We start from the raw sequence: 25,316 nt of genomic DNA, 5'->3' as shown, positions 1-25,316 counted from the left end.
AGGAGTGTGTCAGTAATGGAGATAAATTATGTAGATTACTTTGATAATCTTCTGGAAGCGGTAGTAGATGACAGCAGGCCTAGAGTCTATGTCTTTAATAACTACGCAACTAAGTTAGAAGCCAAGAATTACTACTGCAGGCCTTTTTTAGCTCTAGAGAGTGAATTTTTGATGATGTCTGAGTTGAAGGAGAGGTTATTTCCCGGCGATAGATTACAGTTAAAGGAAGAGAAGCTAGTAATCATCTTTTATGAGCTATTGACAGAAGAGGATAAACAGCAGTTAGGGATTAGTGATTATAATGATGTAATTGATCTGGCTAATGACTTCTTTAACTTCTATGAAGAACTGGCTGAATATAAAGTAGATGAGATTGAGGATTTGAGAGATTGGCAGCAGGAGAAGTATGATATCTTTCAGGACCTGCGCAAGAGATATATAGCTAAGATGGAAGAATTGGATTACACGGATAAAACTTTAAGTTATGAAACTGCTAACTTCAGTTTAGATTTCCTACAGGATTTTGATGAAGTAGTCTTTGTTAATGTTCTTGAGTTTACACCGTTGGAAAAGGAGATAGTATCTAAGTTAGAAGTAGCCGGCCAGACGGTGCAGCTTTATAATCAGATTAAACCTGAAGACTATGATGAAGAAACTCTACAATTAAAGTCGGTTACTCTTCCTGATGAGTTAGAGCCTAAGGTAGAGATCTATCAGATTGATGAGGACTTACTACAGTTAGTTAATGCTCTTGTTAAAGTAGACGAAGCTGAGACAAATTACACTATTCTGGATGGTGATTTTGAGAATAGTAACTACCATAACTTATTATCCAGTAGCAAGATTAAAGTCGATAAAGATGTCAGTTTTACTAAGACCAGGCTCTTTAGATTTCTGGAGTCACTTTATACTCTCCTTAAGAATGCTGACTTTAGCAGCGGTGGGATAAGATTGAGGTTAGGCGACTTGGTGGAGGCCAGTCATTTAGCTGGATTTAGAGACTACTATAGTTTGGATAGAAGTGAACTGAATGGCCTTAATCAGCTGGCTCAGGAGGACTATGTCTATTTCTGTGAAGAATTAATCGATGATCAGTTGGCTCCATTTAGAGCGGTTGTAGAGGAGATAGAGCAGATAAGTGGGTTGAGAAGTTTAAGCGGCTTCTGTAGCTATTTAGAGGGGCTTGTAGTAGAGAAGTTAGCTGACAATCGGTACAAAAATGACCTTAATATCTTCTTTGGCTCGCTGGCAGAACTGAATTCCATTACAGAGATGGGAATTGTCGATTCTTGGAATCAATATTTTACTAATAATGCTCAGGGTTTATTCTTATTGATCTTAAGGTATCTACGGTTTAAACGGGTTGAAACTACAGTTGATGATAGTGGAGCTGAAGTTGAGGTCAAGGATCTATTGACCAGCAGCTTTGTTAATCGGAATAGAATTATGATGTTGAATGTAGTTGAAGGTATAGTTCCCCGGGCTGAGGAGGCTGCATTCCTACTGACTGAAAGCCAGCGGACTCAAGTAGGATTAAAAACATACCAACAGCAGCGGCTGGAGATGAAGTATAAGTTCTTCCGACATCTACTCAGTTCTGAGCAGGCAGTGATTTTCAGCCTTAAGAATGAAGAGCAGAATATAGCTGTTAGCTCCTTTATAGAAGAGCTGCAGCTGAAGTACAACTTACCTACTAAAGAGGTAGAGATTACCGGCGCAGACTATCCGGAGATTATTAAGAGTATCTTTGACTGTGATTCTTGCTTATTAGGGGTTGATGAGAAGTTAGCTGACAAGTATTCGGATAGATTGGAGATAGAAGCGGAGGACTTTGCAAACCAGAGGTTGTCGCTGACTTATTATAAGTATTCTACTTTGAAGAGGTACTGTAGTTATCGATTTTATTTAGAACAGCTTGCAGGATTAGAAGCTGAGCAGATGGAGTTCAGTAGGGAGCTAAGTCCGAAGGTTTTAGGAATCCTTGTCCACCGTGTCTTTGAAGAAATGATTAATCGAGTAGGAGATAGAATTAAGGACGGCGGATATAAACCTGAGAAAGAAGTAATTAAAGAGGTTATAACAGAGAAGGTAGCTTCCTTTGACTTAAAGATTCCCGGCTATTATGAAGAGTACTATGAAGAAGTAATCTTTAAGGCGGTCCAGGAATCTGTTGAGTACTTTTTGACGGTACTTCCTGACAGAGTCAAAGGAAATATCAAAGATATTGTTACGGAATGGATGCCGGCCCAGGATGAATCCCGAGTCTTTATGGAAAGTGAAGAGGTGGAGATTCAATTAAACGGCCGAATCGATTTAGTGATTGAGACTGATGAAAGCAAGCATATTATCGACTATAAGACCGGCCGCGGCAACACTGAACAGTTGGATCTCTATTCTCTACTCTATAATCAGGAGCTTGAAGCAGGGGAGATGATTGATAAGAGTATTTATAATGTAATGGATCAGAAGTTTGATCGAGGCTACCGCGGTTCGGAAGAGAGATTCAGGGATAAATTAAGGAATCTGCTAGAGGAAGCGATTATCGATAGTAAGGAGTATCAGGGGCAGTTTAAGTCGCGGTGTAAGCGGTGTGACTACATTGATATATGTAAGGTGGGATGGAGATGATAAATGTCTTAAAGGCCAGCGCAGGAACGGGTAAGACCTATCGGCTATCCTTGGAGTATGTAGCGGCCTTGCTGAGAGGAGAGGACTTTGGAAAGATAGTGGTGATGACCTTTACCAGAAAGGCAACAGCGGAGATAAGGGAGCGGATCTTTGAACATCTAGAGGATATCCTGGCTGAAGGTGCTGAGAGTGAAGTAGTTAAGAATTTAGAAGAGATCTATAACGATTTAGAAGTAGATCTCAGCCAGCTAGAAGAGGTTTATGAGAAGATGCTCTGTAATAAGGATCAGATTAAGGTCTATACCATAGACAGCTTTATTAATCATATCTTTAGAGAAGCCATAGCTCCTTATCTCGGTATCTACTCCTATGAGATCGTCGATGATGACCAGAACCGGGAAATAGTAGAAAGGGTCTTTAAAGAACTGCTCAATAATCCGGCGGACTTTAAGTTAATGGAAGACTTTCTGTTGGAGAATGTGGAACGGGATATAGATAATTACTTAACTTTGATAGATCGGTTAATCAAGGATAGATGGAAGTTTTTATTGATCGAAAGAGAGGAACGGCCCAAACGAGAGGTGGGCAATCTAGTTGCAGAGTTTGAACAGGCGGTGGATATCTTAAAGAGCATTGCTCAGGCAAAGGGAAAGGAGTTTTCCCAGGCCTACTTTAAGAAGGACTTCCGCCGCTATCTGGAACTGGAGGGCTTAACCAACAAAGAGGAGTATATCACTAAGAATTATAAGCAGTTTATCAAGAATAAGTTCTGGAATGGAAATAAGACTCGGGGTAAGAAGGTGAAGGCTTTGAAGGAGGAGCTAGAGGCTGCTTATGATGAATTTCGAAGGAAGCTGGCTAATTATATCTATAACCAAGAGATGATTCCCTATGAAGAAGAGGTCTTTAACTTCTCTCAGCGGATATTCGAGATCTATGATAGGCTCAAGTTTAAAGAGAAGATATTTACTCATGCCGATGTCAGTAACTACACTTATTACTATTTTTACCGCGATGAATTGAACCTACTGGAGGGACAGAGTGTCAGTGATTATTTCTTTGAGCTGCTGGGCAGTGAAGTAAGCAGCCTCCTAATCGATGAATTCCAAGATACCAGTATCCTACAGTGGAGCATCCTACAGCCGCTGTTGGCTGAGTGCGAGACTATAGTAGCCGTCGGTGATGAGAAACAGTCGATCTACGGCTGGCGCGGCGGCGAGAAGGAGCTATTTGCCAACTTAGAGGAGATATTAGGCGGTGATAGTGAGTCGCTGGGGACTTCTTACCGCAGTGAAAGAGAGATTATCGAGTTTGTGAACCGCTTCTTTACAGGGATCTATGAAAACTGGGATTATGATGGGGTAGAACATCTACCTGAAAAAGACGGCGGTTATGTGGAAGTCTTATATGGCGATGAACGGGCCAAGATTAATACTGATACTAAGGCCTTTGGGAAGCTAGGTGAGGATCATCAAGAGAAACTACATAATCTGAATCAGAGAGTAACCGAAGATTTAAAGGCAGAAATAGCCCAAAGGATAAAGGAGAAACTGCCCAATTATAATAATGTAGGGATTCTGGCTAGATCCAATAATGAGTTAGCAGAGATTGCTGCCCAACTGGATAAGGAAGGGATTCCCTATATTCTAGAGAGTAATGATAGTCTAGTGGACCACAGAGCAGTTAAGCCGCTCTACTTTCTGTTGAATTATCTAGCTTATAGTGATTACTTCGAATTAATTAAGTTCCTGCGCAGCGAGTTAGTTGGGATTAATGATGGAGCCTTAAAGTATCTGCTGCAAAATAAGGCTAGAGTAGAAGAATATATGGCTAATGGAGAGATAGAGTTAGAGGCAGCTGCTTTAAGTGAGATCTTAACTACCATTAGAGACTTAAAGAAGCTGGACTTTAATCTTTTGACCAGTTATCTAGTGGAAGAGCTGGGCCTGTTGGAACTATATCAGGATAATGCCGGTGCTCTCAAGAATATCTACTACTTTTTTAGTAAGATGAAAAAGTTTGAATCGCTACCGAAGTTCATGGCTTACTTAGAGGAGAATAAGGATAGGGAAGAGTTAAAGCAGGTAGGCGTTAAGCAGGCTGATGCGGTACAGTTGATGACGATCCATAAATCCAAAGGCTTATCCTTTGAGACGGAGTTCTTTTACTGGAAGCCCAGTGCTAATCAGAGCAATCGTGGAAATAGTTTGGAGCTCTATCTGGATTTTGATGAGCGGTTTGAGAATATCGAGGACTATATGTTGACTAATTCGAAGTACAGCCAGCTCTTTGAATATTTGAACTTAGACTTCCATAAGCAGGAGGAAGAGAAGGCCTTTGTCGAAGAGATCAATAATGTCTATGTAGCTATGACTCGGCCGGTAAGGAATCTATTTTTATATATCGAGGCGCCCTGTAGCTATAAGCGGCTGCTGGATAAGCAGGAATGGGCCGGGAAGGATTATGGAATCTATGAGGAGGCGATCTTGGGAGGAGCTAAGGCAGCTTCTTTGAAGGACTTGGCTGAGAGGAAGAGCTTTGGTAAGTTAGTAGTTAGTGAGAGTGAAGAGGAAGGTAGTCAGGTTGAACTGCCGGATCTGCAGAAGTATTTCCAAGCTGAAGAGATTTCGGAGAATAGGCTAGCTGAAATAAATGATGATAAAGATTTACAGATGAATATACAGAAGGAGATTAAGCGGAACGAGGGTTTAGCAATTCATTATTATCTGGAGCATATTAAATATGATACGCCTCAGAAGCGGGAGTATGCCCGAAGTATGGTATTAGCCAAGTACGGGAATCTACTAGGGCCTGAGAGAATAGAGGAGGCCTTTGTTAAAGTAGAGGATCTGCTTGATAGACACCAGGATTACTTCAGTGATAGATGGGATGTCTATACTGAGTATGAATTAGTCAGCGGTGATAAGCAGTACCGAATCGATCGCTTGATAGTGGATGATGAGCAGCAGGAAGTGGTAATCATCGATTATAAGAGCGGCAAGACACAGGAAGAGGAGCAGTTGGATAGGTATGCGGAAATAGTCGAAGCAAGGTTGGAGGATGAGTATGAGATTAGGACTGAATTTTTGGAGGTGTAAATAAGATAAAAATTAGATACATATTAGCACAGATTGATCACAGAGAAAGGTTACCCCCGAGTTTAGATAGCTCTGAACTCGGGGCCAACTTTTACTTTCGAAAAGATTAGTTAAGCTGTTCTTGCTTGGTAGGGGTTTCTTTGGTCGTCAATAGAGTAGCGGCTAGATAACCGAGAAGAGATAGCAGCGATCCCAGCAGAATCGGTTTCCAGTCGATCCAGCCGGCGCGGGCGATAGCCCAACCTCCAAATCCAGTTATAATCGAAGTTAAAGCAGCATAGTGCGACGGCCGCTGCCAGGCCATACCTAACAGGATGGGAACTGCTAGAGTGGCTCCAGTGATATCGGCACTCCAGACCCAGATGGAGAACATCGAAGGAGCGGTAATTGCTAGAATTAAGACGATGACGCCGCCGATGATGGTAGCATAGCGGTTTACTTTTAGCTTAGTTGCATCGGAGGCATCGGGCTTAATCTGGCTAAAGATGTCTTTTTCGAACATAACGGCACTGATCAGTAGTGTTGAGTCGGCGGTGCCCATGATGACGGCTACTAAAGCTGCCAGGAAGATAGAGCCTAATAGATTAGGCATCTGCTTCATGATCATAAAGGGTAGTATCTTCTCCGGGCTGCTGTAGCCGGGGTAGAGCACTTTTGCTCCCAGGCCGATGAATAAGACCAGGCCGCCGGTAATAATGATTGAGGCGACGACAAATAGTCCCAAGGACCTTTTAAGCGACTGTTTACTCTCGGCTGAGTAGCAGCGCTGCCAGATATCCGGCCAGGAGATAATTCCTAGCATAAAGACGAGAGTAAAGGAGAGGGCTCCGACGGGGTCGACGTGTCCGAAGAGCTGGAGATGTTGGTCCGGAACTTCGGCTAGAATCTGGCTGATGCCGCCGGCTTTAGAGATGATAATCGGTGTTAAGACCAAAAGACCGATTATCGTCATTGCTCCCTGGAGAACATCGGTGGCGGCTATCGACCATAGTCCCCCGATAGAAGTATAGATAATTACTATAGCAGCGGTGATGATTAAGGAGTAATTATAAGAAATATTAGTCACCTGAGTAAATATCTCTGCCATGGCCATATACTGGAAGGCGGTGATTGCTAAGTAGGCGATAATCAGCAAAACCGAGCTGATATTTTTAGTAATCCGGTCGTAGCGATACTCTAACCAGTCACCGACGGTAGAGGCATTATGTTCGAAGCCGAAGTCACTAATCTTCGGTGCTAGATAAAAGAGATAGATGAGATATGAAACGGAGATACCGATGACAAACCAGATCTGTGAGAGCCCTCTAATGTAGTACCAGCCTGTGTAGCCAACTACTGAGGCTGCTCCCACTGCTGTAGCCAACATAGTAAAGAATAAGATTACAATTCCAAATTTTCTGCCGCCGACGGAGAAGTCTTCGCTTGAGTCGGTATTCTTTCCGCCGTAGTAACTTGCTACGCTTAGAGTAATTGCTAAGTAAGCTGTCATTACCAGAGTTGAATTCCAGTCAATATTCATTTTAGACCTCCTAATTTAGTTTAACTAATTGATTAAGGACTTGAGGACGCTGTGACAGAGTATTTCTACTCCCAGCGGTAGTACTGCTTCATCTAAATCAAACTTTGAACTATGGATCGGGTGGACTACTCCCTGGTCTGGATTACGGGTACCTAACATAAAGTAGGCGCCGGGAACCTCCTGGAGGAAGTATCCGAAGTCTTCGCTGCCCATTGAGGCTTCGTTTAGTACTATACTGCTGCCGGGGGATACTTCCTCGGCCACTTCTTTAAGTACTTCGATATAGCCGGGGGTATTGACTGTAGGCGGCAGCTGACAGTTATATTCCAGTTCGTAGTCAGCCTGCAGGGCCTGAGTTAGAGAATCGATCACCTCGGTCATTCTCTCCTTGATATAACTCCGGACTTCGGGATTGAGAGTACGGAGAGTACCTTTAATAACTGCTTTGTCGGGAATTACATTGTAGGTGCTGCCGGCCTGAAATGATCCTATGCTCAGGACAGTAGGCTGGCGTGCCTCTACTTCCCGGCTGACTAACTGCTGGAGTGCTACGATCGTATCAGCCCCGATGGTGATGGGATCTCTTCCTTGATGGGGTCTAGCTCCATGGGCTCCCTGACCCTTGATTGTTAGCTTCAAGTCATCGGCGCTGGCCATTATCGGCCCCTTCTTTAGTCCTATCTTGCCTGAAGGGAGATCCGGCCAGACATGGAAGCCGAATATCGCTTCTACCGGCGGTTTATCTAAGGCACCGGCTTCAATCATTGGTTTAGCCCCACCGGCTCCTTCTTCGGCCGGCTGGAAGATGAATTTGATGTTACCGTCAAGGGAGTCCTTGAACTTTGTCAACACCTTTGCTACTCCCAGGGCTATAGCGGTATGAGCATCATGGCCGCAGGCATGCATCTTTCCTTCTTCCTGTGAGCGGTAAGGTAGATTAGTCTCTTCAGTAATCGGGAGTGCATCTATATCGGCTCTGATAGCGACAGTCTTACCGCGATTACTACCTTCTAATAGACCGATGATGCCGGTTTGGGCTACAGTTTCTGTCTTAATTCCCCAGGATGTCAGTAGTTCTCGGACTTTGCGGGAAGTTCTCTCTTCTTGAAAGGCTAGCTCCGGATGGCGGTGGAAGTCTCGGCGCCATTCGACGACTCTATTGCTAACTTTCTGTACTTCCTTCTTGAGTTGGTTCTCTAGCTTCATTCTTTCACCTCCTAGAACTAGAGTATTATCCGACATATATTATTATCTTTCACTTTAAAGTATTAAAATCCTGCATTGAATAAAGGGATTATTGAATAATTAATTTAATAAATTTTCTAATAATGTGGAAGCAAGGCTGGATGGAGGATGAAGTTAGAACTGATAAGTTGTTAAAAGATATCAAAATATGGTATTATAATAGATAAGCTAGAATATGGAGTGCCAGAATATAAAAAAGAGGTGAAAGAAATGACTGAAGAAGCAGAACGACTATATACTAAGGAAGACTTTATAAATTACTGTAAACATCCGGAGCCATTAGTTAGAAACTGGGCCTTTGAATATCTAACTACGCTATATCCACAGACTGAGGAAATATCTCAGTATCTGCCTGAATTTTTAGCCGCGGCCGATAAAGAGGAAGATAATGAATTACAATATATAATCTTTACTTATTTGAAAGAGAACTATAAGCATCTAAGTGGAGGTCTAATTTATGGCTGTTTAAAGAAGGAGTTAGATATAGATACCAAGGCCTTTCTACTTAATATTTTAGCCCGGCAGGGATATCAGCCTGAAAAGGTATTGGCTGAGATTAAGCAGCTATTAGAGAAGGATGAATTTAATATTAATGGATTCTTACGGCTGCAGAAAGCGCTGGGGAATTTAGGGACGGAAGAGGCCTATAACTATTTAAGGTCGATGAATCCTGATCTTAAATTAGAAATGATGGATGCAAGATCTTATCTGGCCAGTCTACTTAAGTTTAAAAGACCTGAGTCTGTAAAAGAGGTTACTCAGAAAGTATTGAGGAATTTGGATAGATGCAGTTATAATCATTTCTTCCAGGAGTTGAGTAAATTATTTTGCGGGCATGAGTTTTCCTACTATTTATGTAACTTCTTTAGCTGGATGGGTGATATTGAAAGAATTTTGGATTTTCTAGAAGAGTACTGGCCTGGAAATTCGGGAGTTAAACGTTTGCAAGCATTAATTGATGAATCTGAAGTGGAGACTCTTACTGAAGAGCCATATGAGACTAGTTTTAACTACTTAATAAATAATATCAGAGCGGAATTTGATTCAAGATATTCATTTGGAGTGAAGGAAGAGAGTCTAGATCTGGAGCTGCTTAATTCTAAACAGGATGAGATGTCAGAGACAGACTTCTGGATTGGATTTATCCTAGGCATAATTGAGAAGGAAAGAGATTATATCTTAGAGGAAGAGATTGAATTATTCTTACTTTATCTGTTATCGCTCTGGATAGTTCTATTAGAAGAACTCGATTTTGAGAGTGATATTGCTAGAGCCCGCCAGGATGATGACTATCTATGGGAAGTCTTTATTCTTGATCGGGAGTTCATACCAGCAGAGATTACTGAATTGGTTTTAGAAAAGGTAGATATTTTTGAAGAAAGGCTGATTTCTTTAATTGACAGCGATGATTATAGCAGTAGAGTGAGTAGGGCTATAGAGGTGCTAGGCAAGGCCAATTCAAAAGCAGCAGTACCCTATATAATCGAGGTTATTGATAATGAACAGGAAGATATGGTCTGTGAAGCAGCGGTCGAAGCTTTGCGAAGGATAGCTGATATCTCTATAGATAGATTGATGAGAGCTATCTCGCAGGGTGATTTTACAAGAATTATTTATTTGACTAGTGTCTTGGAATGGCAGCCTTATGATTCTGTGGCCTCTTTTTTGATTGAACTCCATCAAGAGGGAGAACTAGAGGAAGAATTATTTGTTTATACTCTGAAGAGAGTAGGCAGCGAAAGGGGTTTGGATTATCTGGAACGTATGAGTTTTAAAGGTAAATCTGGTTACTTTTTTAAAACTCTAATTATCTTATCAATCCTTAATCAGCGGGAAGATAATTTGGAACTATATCGAGAGAAGTTGGAGAAGATTAAACAGCAGAGAGCAAGCAAGTTTGACTTTTCATTTAATTTAGAAGCTTAATTCGGAGCTGAATATAAGAGGAATGATAGTGCTAACTATGAATATCTGAATGATTATGTAGTCTGGTTTGCTAATAGATGAAAAGTGCTATTTAAAGATTAAGTTAATATCTTTTTCTTCCATATATTTAATGAAGTCATCTTTACAGGTGCATTGGGCATTGCAGAGACATAAATCAGTGTCCAATTCACTTATGATATCTTCTCTTAAAGTTTGGAATTTATCCTTTATCTTATTAATTGATTTTATTCGGAGATATGTTGCCGATGTTGTAATAATGAGAGTTCCGAGGAATGTAAAGTCTATAATCTTAATGAAAGAATTAGTAGTACTAACTTCAGTATCTAATAAAGACTGGAGAATAGCATCAATTGGTAGGTAAGTTAAATATCTTTCACTGAAAGCTAGAGTGTAGATAGCTGAGATTATCATTAATCCTATTAACCATTTATTTAGCTTTGTATTGTCTAATTTATTTTTTAATTCGATTAATCTTTTTGCTTTCTTTTTCATTGGGTAGCTGAGTTTAGCAAGCATAATTTGCCTCCTTGATTATTGGATGTTATATTTCATTATTTGGGGGTTAATTTTATTACATATTTTATAAAGTGTTATAGTATTCTTGTTTGTGATCAATAAGGCAAAACAAGGAAAACTTTTTTTGGTTCTCGGAGGTAATTAATTAACTGATATATAATTATAATAAATGTGTGGATACAAGGATTTCTGTTTAAATATAGTTTTAATTGGCAATAATCTTTTTAAGGGTTATTGAATACTATATCTAGCAAAAGCGATTTTATAACAGGATAAAAGGAGGTGTCATTTATGCCTAAGGGTAAGTTTGTGGAAGAACTATTAAAAGCATATAGGGATAATGATTATGAATTATTTAAAGAAATTGCTGAAAAAATTATTGAAGATGAAAAAGATAAAAACCATCATAGGCTAGCTAATTCTTTACAAGAAATAATAGATTCTTTTTCTGATAATCAAGAGTATCAACAGAATAATTCTAGCTCTATAAATGATAGTTATTTTAATAAAATGCCCAGAGATGATCAGGATGGTGCAGATTTAGTATCTATTATTAAGCCTAAGTATTATTTAGAGGATGTAGTTCTTTCTAATGAAAACAAGAGAGTTATTAATAGAATTATGGCTGAATACTATGGTGCTAATCAATTAAGAGGATATAATCTTAATGCTAAAAGAAGAATTCTTTTTTGTGGCCCTCCCGGATGTGGTAAGACTATGACAGCACAATCACTAGCTAATGAAATTAATTTACCTTTGCTTTATATTCATATGGATTCTTTAATTTCTTCATATTTAGGAGATACTGCTTCGAATTTAAGAAAGATTTTTCAGTATGCTGAGCAAGGTCGTTGGGTTATCTTTTTTGATGAATTTGATACCATAGGTAAGAGTCGAGATGATGAGAATGAACATGGTGAACTAAAGAGAGCTGTTAATACTTTTTTGCAGATGTTGGATAATTTCAAAACAGAGACTTTGTTAATAGCAGCTACTAATCATCAGCATTTATTGGATAATGCTATCTGGAGAAGGTTTGATGAAATTGTATATTTTGATAAACCTGATATTGAACAGATACAAAAGTTATTAAAGAAGAAGTTAAGAACTTTTAAAAGTGAAATTGATTTTAAAAAAGCAAGTGAAGAATTAGTAGGTATGTCACATGCTCAGATTGAACGGATTTGTAAAGATGCGATTAAGTATTCAATCTTATATGACATTGAAATAGTTAATGGAGAGGTGTTAAAAGAATGTATTGAAGAAGAGAATAGACGGAAGAAAATTTATACTGGCGTAGATAAGGAGTGATAATTTTATGTCAGGGGATAATGAATTTGTATATCCTCATTTAGAGCTTGTAAATGCCGCACCTTATAATAAAGATGAAAGATATAAATATGGGGGAGGTATAGGCCCTTCTGAAAAAGATAGAAAAGAACATTCTAGAAAAATAAAAGAAGATATAGATGAAGTACAAGAAACAATTAATATAAAAGCAAAAGATACAGGGATTAATCCGCGATTAATATTTAAAATTGAATATGAAAATTCTTTTTCTAAAGATCAGCTAAGAAGAGCAGGATTTATTTTTTTGGGTAATTTACCAGGTAATAAGGAACAGGTTGTTTTTTCAGATCAAGAGGGAATGGAGATTTTTTTAGAAAAATGGCAAGAATATTCTGAAGGTGAGTTAACAGATAAAGAATATCCTCAATATAGAAATATTTTTGATAATATAATAAGTATAAAACCCCTAGATGCTGAGGATAGAAAGGGTCCTAAACTTAAAAATGAAGAGATAATTGATGATAAAAAATATTGGTTAGATATTGAATTGTGGCATAGGGATTCAGAACTTGAAAAAGATAGAAAAGATTTAGAAGAGGTCATGGATCAAAATGGAAAAATAACAGATTATTATACTAGTGATAACTTACATTTGTTACGGATAAAAACAGATGGTTTTACATTAAAGGAATTACTTGAACAAGAGATGGTTTGTCAGATAGATTTTCCTCCTAAATTAAGGTCTGAGGCTAGAGAGAAAGTTAGTCTTGATTTGGATGATATTAGTTTTGGTGAGCCTGATGAAGACGCAAATGGTGTCTGTATTATAGATAGTGGTATTATGCCTAATCATGATTTATTGGAAGATGCTCTTGTTCATTATGATGTTTTTCGGGATGATTTAAATGATGGTATAGATGAAAGTGGACACGGAACATTTGTAGCTGGTATTGCTTTATATGGAGATGTTGAAGAGTGTATTGAAAAGAAAGAATTTATACCTGAGGTTAAATTATTTAGTGCTCGGGTGACTGATGAAAATAACTGTCTTGGTCCGTCAGATAAATTATATATTAAACAGATAAAGGTAGCTATTGAATATTATAATGATGAATTTAATTGTCGTGTGTTTAATATTTCTTTGGGAGATCCTGAGAAAGTATTTATGGGGAATCAATATCAGAGTCATTGGGCTCAGATATTGGATGATTTGGCTAGAGAAAGAGATTTGATTATAGTTGTTCCAACAGGGAATATAAGTAAGATGCATTTTGATAAAGATTTAAATCTTGAGGGAGAAAAAGTTGTAACAGAGTATCCTGGATATTTATTCAGGAGAAAATCTGGATTACTAGATCCAGCAACGGCTACTAACTGCATAACAGTAGGAGCGGTTGCTAATGAGTTGAGAACTTCGGGAAGATTTATAAAACATAATGAAAAAAAGCTAAATATCAAAAAGATTCCTGTAGCAAAAGCTAAACAGCCGGCTCCCTTTACTAGGAGTGGATTGGGAATAAATGATACGATAAAACCTGAATTTATTGCTTCAGGAGGGAATATATATTTTCATGGTGAACATGAAATGTTGATGGGTGAAGAGAGTATGGAGACAGGAACTTTTTCTCTAAATTATGATTTTATTAATGATAATCGATTATTTTCTTGTGCTACTGGGACAAGCTATGCTGCGCCGGTAATAGCTAACTTAGCTGCTAGAGTTCTCAACTATAATTCTGAGTTTACCAGTAATACAGTTAGGGCTTTATTGGCTAATTCAGCTATTAGACCTTCACGAGTAGATGATACTATTGAAGAGCATATGCAAGAAAGTCACGTAGATATTATTGCATTTTTAAATGAGATAAAAGATGAGTTAAGTGAGGATTTGAAAGAAAAAGTAGAAGACTGTTCAAATAAAGGTTATATCACTAAAAGTGATAAGGAAGATTTTTTAAAGAGTGATTCTCTTCCATCACAATTAAAAGATTTACTCAGAGTTACTCCTGGTTATCCAGCTGAATTTGATGAGTATCTTTTGCGAGTTAGTGGTTATGGAGTTCCAAATTTAGATAAGGCTATTTATTCTTCAGAGAAGAGAGTAACAATGTATGCGGAAGGAAAAATTGGAGTAGATAAATTTAATGTTTATGAAGTGCCTATTCCGGATGAATTTACTGATAGTAAAGGAATTAGAAGAATTGTTGTATCTTTGGCTTACTCACCACCAACAAAAAATACTCGAAAGGACTATTGTGGCTACTCTATGAATCTTGAACTTATAAGAGGGAAGAGCTTAGAGGAAGTATTAGAAATAGCTAGTAATGATGATAAGGATGAAAAGTATAGTGAATTGAGAACAGCGACAAGGTGTGAGTTATTGCCAAAGAAGAATTTGAGGAGTAGTAGTACCCTGCAAAGAGTAATTTTTGAAAGGAAACAAAGGAGTAGTGAAGATTATGGAGATACTTATTATCTAGTGGTTGAATTCAAAGATAATTGGATTGGAGATAGTGCTACTTTTAGGGATGATTTTATGGAGGACTATTCAGTGGTAGTAACTTTAGAGCATGAAAACGAAGAAGTAAAAATTTATGAAGAGGTTAGACAGCGAGTGGAAGAAAAAGTAGAAGAACAGATTGAACAAGGGGTAAGAGAACATATTAAATTAAAATCATAATATGTAGAGAAATTAAAAGGTTAGGGTAATTCCTAACCTTTTATAAGATATTATTCCCTATTTTTCATTAATTCACTTTAGTTTTTGACAGGAGACTAATGATATTGTATAGAATTATAAGTAATGGAGTTTATTATCAATTAACAATTATATATTAAGAAAGTGAGGATGATAGAATGGTCAATCTTGATGATCTCATAAGAGTAAGCAGAGATAATCACTATAAGTTATTGACTTTAGTTGGTGATAATCCGGCTAAAGTTGATGAGATTACTGCTTATTTGGAAGATAAAGATTGGGAAGTCTATGATGTTGAAGAGAATGTATTGGATTTAATCGAAGATATTCCAGAAGGTAAGATATATTTAAGGATTGGAGATAAGATAAAAAAGTGGGTAAATACTTTAGGTGATAGAATAGTTTTAACTAATACCAGTATACTATGTTCTCCGGAACTGGATAAGATTACTCCGCTTGGAGCATTTAAATATCTGATGAGAGGTAGTAGAGAAGCGGTATTATTCTTAGATGCTAGAATAAGGGATAATAAAGCTATTTATTCCCGTCCGGGACGTGATGATTACTGTGAAATGGATTTATCGGAGGTTATTAGTGAGCAGATAGATAATGTAATTATTGGAGGCGATGATTAATGCAGGTTAAAGACTTGATTAATTTTGATGAAATTAAAGATGTAATCGATATTGATAGTGATTTAGAGAATGAAGAAAGTTGTAAGGCCCTTGTAGACAAATATATTATTTCTGAAAGATTACGGGGATACTTACAAGAGATAGCTGAAGACTTAGCTCAGCCTAAACATAAATCCTGTCAGATTATCGGTAGTTATGGTTCCGGTAAATCACATTTGCTTGCTTTTTTATCTGCACTACTGGACAATCCTGATTTTTCATCCTATATTCAGGATGAAAAAGTAAGAGAAGCTTTTGAGAGTAATCTTAATCGGAGGTTTGCAGTAGTCCAATTTGAATTGCAAGCAGGCAGGACTGATTTAAGCCATTATTTTTATGATCGAGTAGAGATGAAGTTAAGAGATAAGTACGGAATTGAGATTCCATCGGTTGATCCCGATCAGGTATTTGATCATAAAGAGAAAGTAAGAGAGATTTTAGGTAAGGTTAAAGAAGTAGATCCCCAGATGGGTTTGGTTGTCATTATTGATGAGATTTCTGACTTTCTTAAACAGAAGGTTAAGAAAGAGAAGAAGCACCGTGATACTCAATTTATGCGGGTATTGGCCCAGGCCAGTCAGACGATGGATTTTATGTTAATTGGATCGATGCAGGAAGATATCTTAACTGATCCGGAGTTTAATGATGAAGCTGATAGTTTTGGTCGGACTTCGGAACGGTATCGGATAGTGACTATTTCGAAGGAAGATATCAAAAAGGTTGTTTCACAGCGGGCTTTAAATAAGAGTTTAGAACAGCGAGAGGAGTTAGAGGAATTACTTACTGATTATGGACAACAGATTGAAGAAGTGCACAGCAAGATAGATGAATTTATAGATCTCTATCCTGTCCATCCTTATGTAATTGAAGTATTTAATCAACTGCCCTACTTTGAGAAGCGGGGCGTAATTCAGTTTACTGTTGATGAAGTTAAGAAGATACTCGATGAAGAGTTTCCTGCTTTTATTACCTATGACCGGATCTTCGATCTAATTGCTTCCAAGCATACTGTTAAGAGCCTGGATGAAGTAGCAGAGGTAGTTAAAGCAATCGATACTTTAAATAGTAAGATACCACTTTTAAGAGATAATTTACAGGAGGATGCTCGTCGGATTGTTAAAGCTCTGGCTGTATTGAAGCTATATGGGCAGACGGCCAATAACGGAGCGACTCCAGAGGAGTTGGCTAATGAGCTATTAATTATCTCTGATAAGTTCTCTGGAGCTGATCGAATTGAGATGGTGCTCAATAAACTGCGGGAAGTAACGGATGGTCAGTTTATTGCTAAGAGTGAGAATAACTACTATTATATTGATCTAGAGCATACGAGAGATTATGATGTAATAATTAAGCGTAAGACTGAAGATTTATATGATGGAGCGACGGATGAAGAGCTAGTTAAAGTTCTAAAGAGTGTTTTTGAATTGGATAGTGACAGTGACTATGATCGAGTCTATGATGATTATAGTTACTGGCCGGATAAGAAGTCCTTTAGATATGGTTCGTTTATCTATGATGATGGCTCTTCGGAAGTAGAAAAGGGAGATGGTGATTTCAATTTTGTCTTTGTATCTCCTTATCGAGATAGGACTACTATCAAACAGGATGGAAGTACGGCGGTTTTGAATTTAGAGTATGATGATGAGTTGGATACTCTACTTAAAAAAGCCGCAGCCTTAACTTCATTGATCAAGAATTCGCCTTATCCGAAGAATATAATGCGTTCTAGATTGAAAACTTGTAAAGGAGAGTTGAAAGAAAAGTTATTGGATAAGGTGATTAACACGGAGATTGAGAATGGAACCAGTTATGCTGGGGCCGGTGGGCTACTAAGTCAGCAGCCTGATACGTTAATGGAGTATTACTATGAGATTAAACCGGCTTTGTTTGGTGCTTATTTCAGTGAAAAATATGATAAGTATCCTAAGTTAGCCAATCAATTGACGCCGGAGAATATTCGAGGTGAAGTGGAGCGGACTATTAAGGATATTCTTGGTAGTGGGGAACAGGTTACTGTTAGTAATTCACAGAATCTGCTTAAGGCCTTGCAGCTGTTAGATAGTGATAATTATCCTGATAGTAATAACTCTCCTTATGCTAAGCTAATATTGAAGAAATTGAATAACAATAAGGGTAAGAATGTTAAGATTGAGGAGATTGTAGAAGAGTTAGCCGGGAAGCCTTACGGGTTGAATAGAGAATTGGTCTATTTAATTTTAGTAGTCTTGACCTATAATGGAGAGACGAATTTAAAGAAGCATGGTGGGAAGACTGTTACAGCAGCAGACTTAAAGGATGTTCTATCATCAGGTCTGGATGCTTTTGATGAAATATCATATATTACTTTGGAAACGGACTTTCCAGTTAATGAAGTAGCTAAAGTATTGAGAGTATTAGATATAAACCCAGGTCTAATTAAGCAGAAGAAGAATAGAAAGGATGCTTTAAAGCAGTTTAAAAATGAAGTAGGAGATATTGAGAATAAGATTAATGAAGTTGATCAACAGTTAAGTAACTTAAAGATAAAGGCTAAGCCGAATGAACATATCGACCTTGATGCTTTATTGGCCAAACGTAGTGGAATAGATAATATTCCGATTGAGAAGTTTAGTAAGGTTAAGACAGTACCGGGATTGAAGAAGATAGTACTTGATGATTTTGAACTTGAAGAGTTAGAAATCGGTTTGAAGTTTCTGGATAACTTTATTGAATTTTTGGCTGACTTTGAAGAGAAGATCTATGATCCTTATATTCATCTAAAAGAGTCAATGGATTTTATTAAAGAGTATAGAAACTTCTTTGCTGATGAAGATATTGCTGCTTTAGAAGAGATTGCCGATAAGTGTGATGAGATTGTTGATGATCTATCTACGTTATTAGAACATGATGAACGGCGGATTTTAAAAGGTAAGCTCCAGCAGTATCAGAGAAAGTATCGGGAAATTTATTATCAGACCCATGAGCAGAAGGTAGGTGCTGGAGTTGAATGGAGTAAGCTAGAAAAAATTAAGAATAATCAGGAGCTGCAGCAGTTGAAGGTTCTAAAGGATGTCAGAGGTTTAGATACTGCTGACTTTAAGCGGTTACAGATGAAGATCAATAAGTTATCGCGGGCTAAGTGCGATAGTTTAGAAGAGGAGTATTTAAGCGGGAATTATAAGTGTCCTTATTGTCAATTTCCGGAGTTTGATGCTTCAAGTTTAAAAGATATCGATGATACACTGGATGAGATGTGGGATGAAATTTATGATATTAAGGATGAATGGGAAGCACAGATTTTAGAGGAGATTAAGAATTATGAAGATAATATCAGGTTATTGGATCAGGCAGAAAAGGAAGTAATTGAGGAGATTCAGTCTGCGAAGACTTTACCGGATAAGATAGATAGAGAATTAGTTAAAGCGCTTAATAATCTCTTCTCCGAGCTAGAAGAGATTGAGGTATCAGGAGCAGAAATTGAAGAGATTATCTTTGCCAATGGTGGAGTATTGGACTATGATGATTTTGCAAATAAATTAGAAGAAGTGAAGGAGAAGATTTTAACTCAGGGTGATAGAACTAATCTCAGAATTAAGAGACCAGCTGATGATAGAGAAGAGGAGGAATAATTGTGGATGAAGATAAATTAGAACCGCTAGAAGATTTACTGGATGAAATGAGAGAGATTGAAGGCTTTCCCAAAGGTGAAGATGAAGATATCTTAGAATTGTCTGATCCGCCTTATTATACTGCCTGTCCTAATCCGTATCTGGATGACTTTATTGGAGAGTATGGTACAGAGTATGATCCAGAGAGTGATGATTATGAACGGAAGCCTTTTGTTGGAGATATAAAAGAGTCTAAAAGGGATTCAATAAGTTTAGCTCATAAATATGTAACGAAGGTTCCTTATAAAGCTATCATGTATTTTATTATGCATTATACTAAGCCAGGGGATATAGTGTTTGATGGTTTTGCTGGCAGTGGAATGACAGGAATTGCAGCGCAAATGTGTGAGAATCCATCTGAAGAAATGCAGAAAAAGATAGAAGATCGTTTAGATAGTGTAGAATATGGGGCTAGAAAAGCAGTATTAAATGAATTATCACCAGCAGCTTCATTTATTACTTCTAATTATAATTTTGCCTGTAATGAAGAAGAGTTAAAACAGAAAGCAGAAGAAATTATTGCAAAAGTAGAAGAAGAGTGTGGATGGGTATATGAAACTAATCATGTGAAAGAAGCGACAGATACTCGTACTGGAAAACAAGCGACTTTATTTGATATTGAAAAGAATAAGGGGAAAATAAATCATATTATTTGGAGCGATATGTTTATTTGCCCATATTGTGAATCTGAATTTGTTTTATGGGAAGAAGCAATAGACCATGAAAAAGGTGAAATGCAAGATGAATTTAAGTGTTCTAGTTGTAATGCTGAAATTACAAAGAAAGAGTGTGATAAAGCTAAAGAAGAGTATTACGATAATTTAATAGGAGAGAAATCTATTAGGGTCAAGAAATCTCCTGTGCTTATTGATTATTCAGTTGGAAGCAAAAGATTTGAAAAAAAACCTGATAAAGATGATTTAGAATTAATTAAAAAAATAGATGATATTACAATTCCTTATTTCACGCCTAATTATAGAATGCCAGAAGGTAAAGAGTCAAGGAGAAATGATAAATTTGGAATGACTCATATTCATCATTTTTATACTAAAAGGAATCTTTATGTACTTGCTAAATTTTATAATGAAATTAAAAAAATAGATAATAAGAGAATAAAGGACAAATTAATGTTTATTTTTACTAGTTTACTTTTAAGATCTAGTAAAAAATGTATAGTTCATGTTAGTAATTTCTTTCATGGCGGAGGGGGTTATGTGACTACAATAAGTGGTAATCTTTATATTCCTTCTTTTAGAGTAGAAACTTCTGTTATAGAAAACTTTAAACGAAGAGTAAATAAGACTAATAAGCTTAACAAGTATAAACAACTTAAAAAAGATAATGCTAGAGTTAATTTGGGGTCAGCGACGGATTTATCAATGATACCAGAAAATAGTTTTGACTATATGTATATAGATCCCCCATTTGGCTCTAATTTAATGTATTCAGAGCTGAATTTTTTGACTGATTCATGGTTACAAGTGATTGAAAATAATAACTCAGAAGCAATTATAAATAGTGTTCAAAATAAAGATTTAGTAGACTACAATAATTTAATGGAGCAATCTTTTAAAGAGTTTTATCGTATTTTAAAGCCAAATAGATGGATTACTATAGAATTTAATAATTCAAAAGCAACCATTTGGAATAAGATACAAGAATCGTTAACTAGAGCTGGATTTATTATTGCACAGGTTGCGGTTTTAGATAAAGATTCTGGCAGTTTTGTAAGTAATGTATCTCCAGGAGCAGTAAAGAATGATTTAATAATTAATGCTTATAAGCCTAAGAAAGAATTTGAAGATAAATTCTTAAAGACAGCTGGTGAAGGTCTTGAAGCAGATTTTATACGTCAACAGTTGGAACATCTACCAGTAGAAGCTAATATAGAGCGAACGGAGCAGATGCTTTACTCTAAAATGTTAGCCCATTATGTGGAAAATGGTTTTAAGATTCAGTATAACGCTAATAATTTCTATCAATTGTTACACGATAGCTTTATTGAACGAGATGGTTACTGGTTTTTAGAGGAGCAGGCTGATGAATATGATCGTTGGAAAGCATCGCTAAAGTTAGATGAAATAGAGGATATTAAAGAAGGTAATCAGGTTATGTTTGTAACTGATGAGAAATCTGCTTTAACTTGGTTACATAATTTCTTAGATGAACCTAAAGAGTATAGCGAAATTTATACTGGTTATGAACAGGTAGTAACTAAAACTAAAGATTTAATTCCTGAACTTAGAGATATGCTCGATAATAACTTTGTCATGGAAGATGGTAAGTACCGTCGACCGCAGACAAAAGAAGAACGACAGAAGATAGAAGAGAATCGAGAACGAGAGTTAGAGCGGGCATGGAAGGATCTACTGGATAAAGCCAAGAATGGACGGCGTAAGATTAAGAATGTGCGGAAAGAAGCGTTAATTCACGGCTTTACTAAATGTTATCAGAAGGAAAACTACGAAGATATCATTACTGTAGCCGATAGACTATATAAGTCTACATTAAGGTCTAGTGGTGATATTCTAGATTTTGTAGATATTGCACGGATGAAGTTAGACCAATAGAGTATAAAGTCAGCATAGGCCTTTTGGCCTATGCTAAGGTTTTATTAGCAAAAGAAAAAGAAGAAGTTAAAAGAGCAAACTCTTTCCTAATTTAAGCTGTAAGCAATTAGCTTATGTTAAATTTGGAGGCTAAAGTTATGGAATATAGTTGGTATAATGCTATCTTAGATAAGATTAAGAGTATAGAAGCAGATATTATATTGGTTATTGATAGCGAAGAATTATTGAAATCTCAAGGCTTGCAAGAAAAATTAAAGGATCTTTATTCCACTGTTGAACTTTACCAGTCAGAATTACTATTAAGGCGCAATTTGAAGCAAGAGCAAGAAGCAATTATTATATTTGAAAGTGGTAATGATATTCCGTATTTTTTGCTCGATAAATATCCCGAAGTAGAGGTTAGTTATAGAGATATTTTTCCTCAATTAGCAGAGGAAGTGCTAGATTGGTTAGAAGAGAAGGAGATTGAAGAACTTTATCTTTATTATCAAACTAATGATTTCTTTACTCAATTGGATAGTCGAGAGACATTGGAATTTGTTATTAAAACATTGTATGAAGTTGCTCTTAATGGGAATCAAATAGAGAACATTGTTGCTTTTCTAATTAAGTACTTTTTTGTAAAATCAGAGATTACAGGAGCAATTAATGAATTAGTAGGGGAAAAATTAGTTTCTAGCAATTATACAGTCAATATCAATCAGATTCGAGAACGAGATGATTTCTTTATCTGGTTAGAGGGAAAATGGAAAGAATTTTTAATCAATGAAAGAGCAGAGATTGATTTCTCTGATCCAAAGCTGAGATATTTAATAGATGATTGCTTCGAGCAGGGATTAATGCAGCCTGTTGATTTAAGTAATGAAGATATTGATTTAGAGACAGTAATTAATGAAGGAAGAGCAAATTACTGGGTCAGGAGTGGAATTCAAAATCTCAATCGGCTATCGGTAAAGCAGGAGCTTAAGATAGAAAGAGAAAAATTAGAAGAATTGTTAACTGGTAATTTATCGATTAGGGAGTGGGGGATAGCAGCTAAAATTTGGGGTAAGATCTCTTATTTAGCCTATACAGAGGAAATGTATGAATCCTTCATTTCCTTACAAAAGAGATTAGATGAAAAATTCATAAATTTTGTTGAAGAGGAGTATGATAGATTAGTTTTTGATCACCGATTTCAATATGCTCCATTAAATAATAGAATTTTACCTCATATTGTTGAAGAAGAGCCGGATAAGTTTGCTTTAATCTGTTTTGATGGTATGAGTTTTAAGGATTGGCGGGTAGTTAAGCAATATTTAACTACAAACTTAGATTCAGTTAGTCTAAAAGAGAAATTCAGTCTAGCTATGATTCCAACAGTAACTTCTTATTCTAGGCAAGCTATCTTTTCTGGGGAGTTACCTCGAAATAATGATGATAAATATCAGGAGGAAAAGGGACTTACACAGTATTTAATGAATGAGTTAGATATTAATAAAGAAGAAATTTATTTTGATAATTGTGAGGTTCCTACAGAAATTAATCTTTTAGGCTATAAAGCAGTAGGACTTATTTATAGATTTATCGATAAGTCAGCACATAATTCTTTAAACCCAAAGTTGCATTACAAAAGCTTAACTGATATTCTAGAGAGTAGTGAATTAGCTAAAGTTATAATGAAATTAATAACAAATAATTTTAAAATCTATTTTACTTCAGACCATGGTAATCTCTTTTGTAAAGGAAATGGTGTTCATCCCTCGAGACATCTTGTAGATGATAGAGCCAATAGAGCAGCAGTTTATCAGCATGAAAATTTAGCTAAAGAAATTGAAGTTTCTAATAAATTAATATTAAACTTTCCTAATATTATTGGAGATGACTATATCGTTACTATGCGGGATAGAAAAAAATTCGGTAATAAAAGACCGGCCTTAACCCATGGAGGACCAAATATTGAAGAAGTAATTATTCCACTTATAGAGGTGAGTAAATAATGAAAGGATTCGATAGACCTTTAAAGCCAGAATGGGTATACGAAATGATTCAAAGGTTAGAAGTTGGTGATAAGCTTTCAGAGCATAAAGAAGAATTGGACGAAGTATTAAAAGAATTGACTGGGAAGACAGGGAAACGTAAAGTCAGAACCGTAATTGGACGTTATTTTTTAAAGGATTTGGATAAGCCGCGACAACGTTCTGTGCAGGATAGTTTGATTTTTAGATTAATTAAAGAGCAGCAATTGGATGAAGTAAAGCCTGTCATGCTTTTTAATTTATTAGTTAAAGCCCCTATCTTGCAGTATTTTTCTGAACAATTATTTAACTTATATGAAAGACAGCAAGAAATAAATGCTGCTTTTTTACGTAAAAAAGCATATCAACGAATTGGAGAAAGAGATATTGCACGGCGATCATTGAGGAATTTTCTCAGTACTTTAACTGATTTTGGTATTTTACAGCAGCAAGATAGAAAGATTTTTATCTGGAATAAAAGATTAATAGTTAATGAAGAGAACTTTATTAACTTTTTGAAGTTATATAGCAAATTTTATCTAAAGTCTCCTCAAATATCCTTAAATGATTTACCTGAATATTTATTATTTTATTTTGATTTACCGAATGTTAGGGAAATAGCCCAAAAATATAATAATGTTCACTGGGATTATACTAGAAGATTACAGGCAGCGATTGTTACTTTGTATTGAAAGTAAACGAGAAGTTTCTAACTGAAACTGAGTAAAGGAGGCCCAACATGACCAAACTCAAAAAACTAGCCCGGCTCATCCACGAAAGCGAGAGAACTGTAGCAATTACCGGCGCAGGCATTTCTACCGAAAGCGGAATTCCCGACTTCCGCAGCAGCGGCGGCCTCTGGCAGCAGGAGAACTCCATCGTACTTTCTAATGATACGCTCGAAAGGAATCCTAAGTGTTTCTACAGCTTCGGCCAGAATATCTTCGAGAAGATCAGAGCAGCTGAGCCTAATCCGGCCCATTATGCCCTGGCTGAATTAGAGGAGACTGGAGAGTTAGAAGCAGTTATCACTCAGAATGTAGACAGCCTTCATCAGAAGGCCGGCTCACAGAACGTATTAGAAATCCACGGCCATCTACGCAGCGGGACCTGTCTAAGCTGTGAACGGAAGTATGATATAGAGGAGATATTTAGTAAGCTCAAGCGGAATGATGTTCCTGATTGTGACCGGTGCAGTGGCTTAATTAAGCCCGATATAGTTCTTTTTGGCGATCCTCTGCCCGAAGACTTTGTTCAGAGCCGAAAAGTAGTATCAGAAGCTGACTTGGCATTGGTTATAGGCTCTAGTCTCGAAGTGGCACCGGCCAATATGCTGCCTAAGCTGGCAGACAAACAGGCTGTGATTAATTTACAGCAGACTACTCTGGACCAACAGGCCGAGGTTGTAATTAATCAAAAAGCAGGTGAGGTGTTGTCTGAAGTTGTAGATTTCATAAATAGAACTTCATATTGATAAAAAGAAAGAA

Annotated in this window: 14 protein-coding genes; 11 read left to right on the top strand and 3 right to left on the bottom strand. The window is 36.9% G+C overall.

The window, feature by feature from the left end:
- Positions 1 to 15 precede the first annotated feature (15 nt).
- Entirely contained in the window at positions 16 to 2,628 is a 2,613-nt protein-coding gene (locus acear_RS07240) for a PD-(D/E)XK nuclease family protein (RefSeq protein WP_013278353.1), read from the top strand.
- The gene (locus tag acear_RS07235; RefSeq protein WP_013278352.1) at positions 2,625 to 5,726 is read left to right on the top strand and encodes a UvrD-helicase domain-containing protein; all 3,102 of its coding nucleotides are present in this window, start codon (positions 2,625 to 2,627) and stop codon (positions 5,724 to 5,726) included. Before acear_RS07240 ends, acear_RS07235 begins: the two co-directional genes overlap by 4 nt.
- A gap of 106 nt (positions 5,727 to 5,832) precedes the next feature.
- On the opposite strand, the gene acear_RS07230 is transcribed toward acear_RS07235, so the two are convergent.
- Both acear_RS07230 and acear_RS07225 read right to left on the bottom strand, forming a co-directional pair.
- A complete protein-coding gene (locus acear_RS07230) occupies positions 5,833 to 7,245 on the bottom strand; it encodes a sodium:solute symporter family protein (RefSeq protein ID WP_013278351.1) in 1,413 nt (470 codons plus the stop codon).
- Positions 7,246 to 7,269: 24 nt separating this feature from the next.
- Entirely contained in the window at positions 7,270 to 8,451 is a 1,182-nt protein-coding gene (locus acear_RS07225; protein ID WP_013278350.1) for a M20 metallopeptidase family protein, read from the bottom strand.
- A gap of 249 nt (positions 8,452 to 8,700) precedes the next feature.
- On the opposite strand from acear_RS07225, the gene acear_RS07220 reads away from it, so the two are divergent.
- Positions 8,701 to 10,416 (top strand): HEAT repeat domain-containing protein, encoded by a 1,716-nt coding sequence (locus tag acear_RS07220; RefSeq protein ID WP_013278349.1) that lies wholly within the window; start codon positions 8,701 to 8,703, stop codon positions 10,414 to 10,416.
- Between the two features lie 87 nt (positions 10,417 to 10,503).
- On the opposite strand, the gene acear_RS07215 is transcribed toward acear_RS07220, so the two are convergent.
- Positions 10,504 to 10,953: a hypothetical protein gene (locus acear_RS07215; RefSeq protein ID WP_013278348.1), complete on the bottom strand. Its 450-nt coding sequence runs from the start codon at positions 10,951 to 10,953 to the stop codon at positions 10,504 to 10,506.
- A 291-nt stretch (positions 10,954 to 11,244) separates the two neighbouring features.
- On the opposite strand from acear_RS07215, the gene acear_RS07210 reads away from it, so the two are divergent.
- From acear_RS07210 to acear_RS07175, 8 genes are all read left to right on the top strand, one after another.
- Positions 11,245 to 12,264 (top strand): AAA family ATPase, encoded by a 1,020-nt coding sequence (locus acear_RS07210; protein WP_013278347.1) that lies wholly within the window; start codon positions 11,245 to 11,247, stop codon positions 12,262 to 12,264.
- Between the two features lie 7 nt (positions 12,265 to 12,271).
- Positions 12,272 to 14,923, top strand: a complete 2,652-nt coding sequence (locus tag acear_RS07205; RefSeq protein ID WP_013278346.1) for a S8 family peptidase — start codon at positions 12,272 to 12,274, stop codon at positions 14,921 to 14,923.
- Between the two features lie 176 nt (positions 14,924 to 15,099).
- Complete coding sequence (brxF, locus tag acear_RS07200; RefSeq protein WP_013278345.1) at positions 15,100 to 15,576, top strand: BREX-3 system P-loop-containing protein BrxF; 477 nt, start codon at positions 15,100 to 15,102, stop codon at positions 15,574 to 15,576.
- Positions 15,576 to 19,223: a DUF6079 family protein gene (locus tag acear_RS07195; RefSeq protein WP_013278344.1), complete on the top strand. Its 3,648-nt coding sequence runs from the start codon at positions 15,576 to 15,578 to the stop codon at positions 19,221 to 19,223. Before brxF ends, acear_RS07195 begins: the two co-directional genes overlap by 1 nt.
- 2 nt (positions 19,224 to 19,225) lie before the next feature.
- Positions 19,226 to 21,832 carry a DNA methyltransferase gene (locus acear_RS07190; RefSeq protein WP_013278343.1) on the top strand — a complete coding sequence of 869 codons (2,607 nt, stop codon included), beginning with the start codon at positions 19,226 to 19,228 and terminating at the stop codon, positions 21,830 to 21,832.
- Between the two features lie 137 nt (positions 21,833 to 21,969).
- Positions 21,970 to 23,811, top strand: coding sequence for a BREX-3 system phosphatase PglZ (pglZ, locus tag acear_RS07185; protein WP_013278342.1), 1,842 nt, complete (start codon positions 21,970 to 21,972; stop codon positions 23,809 to 23,811).
- Positions 23,811 to 24,521, top strand: coding sequence for a hypothetical protein (locus tag acear_RS07180; RefSeq protein ID WP_013278341.1), 711 nt, complete (start codon positions 23,811 to 23,813; stop codon positions 24,519 to 24,521). The genes pglZ and acear_RS07180 overlap by 1 nt, the downstream gene beginning before the upstream one ends.
- A gap of 47 nt (positions 24,522 to 24,568) precedes the next feature.
- Complete coding sequence (locus acear_RS07175) at positions 24,569 to 25,303, top strand: SIR2 family NAD-dependent protein deacylase (RefSeq protein WP_013278340.1); 735 nt, start codon at positions 24,569 to 24,571, stop codon at positions 25,301 to 25,303.
- Positions 25,304 to 25,316: the final 13 nt, after the last annotated feature.

It is taken from the genome of Acetohalobium arabaticum DSM 5501, from assembly GCF_000144695.1.
Taxonomy (GTDB): domain Bacteria; phylum Bacillota; class Halanaerobiia; order Halobacteroidales; family Acetohalobiaceae; genus Acetohalobium; species Acetohalobium arabaticum.
Note: the sequence above shows the minus strand (reverse complement) of the source record. Positions and strands in the feature narration are given on the sequence as shown.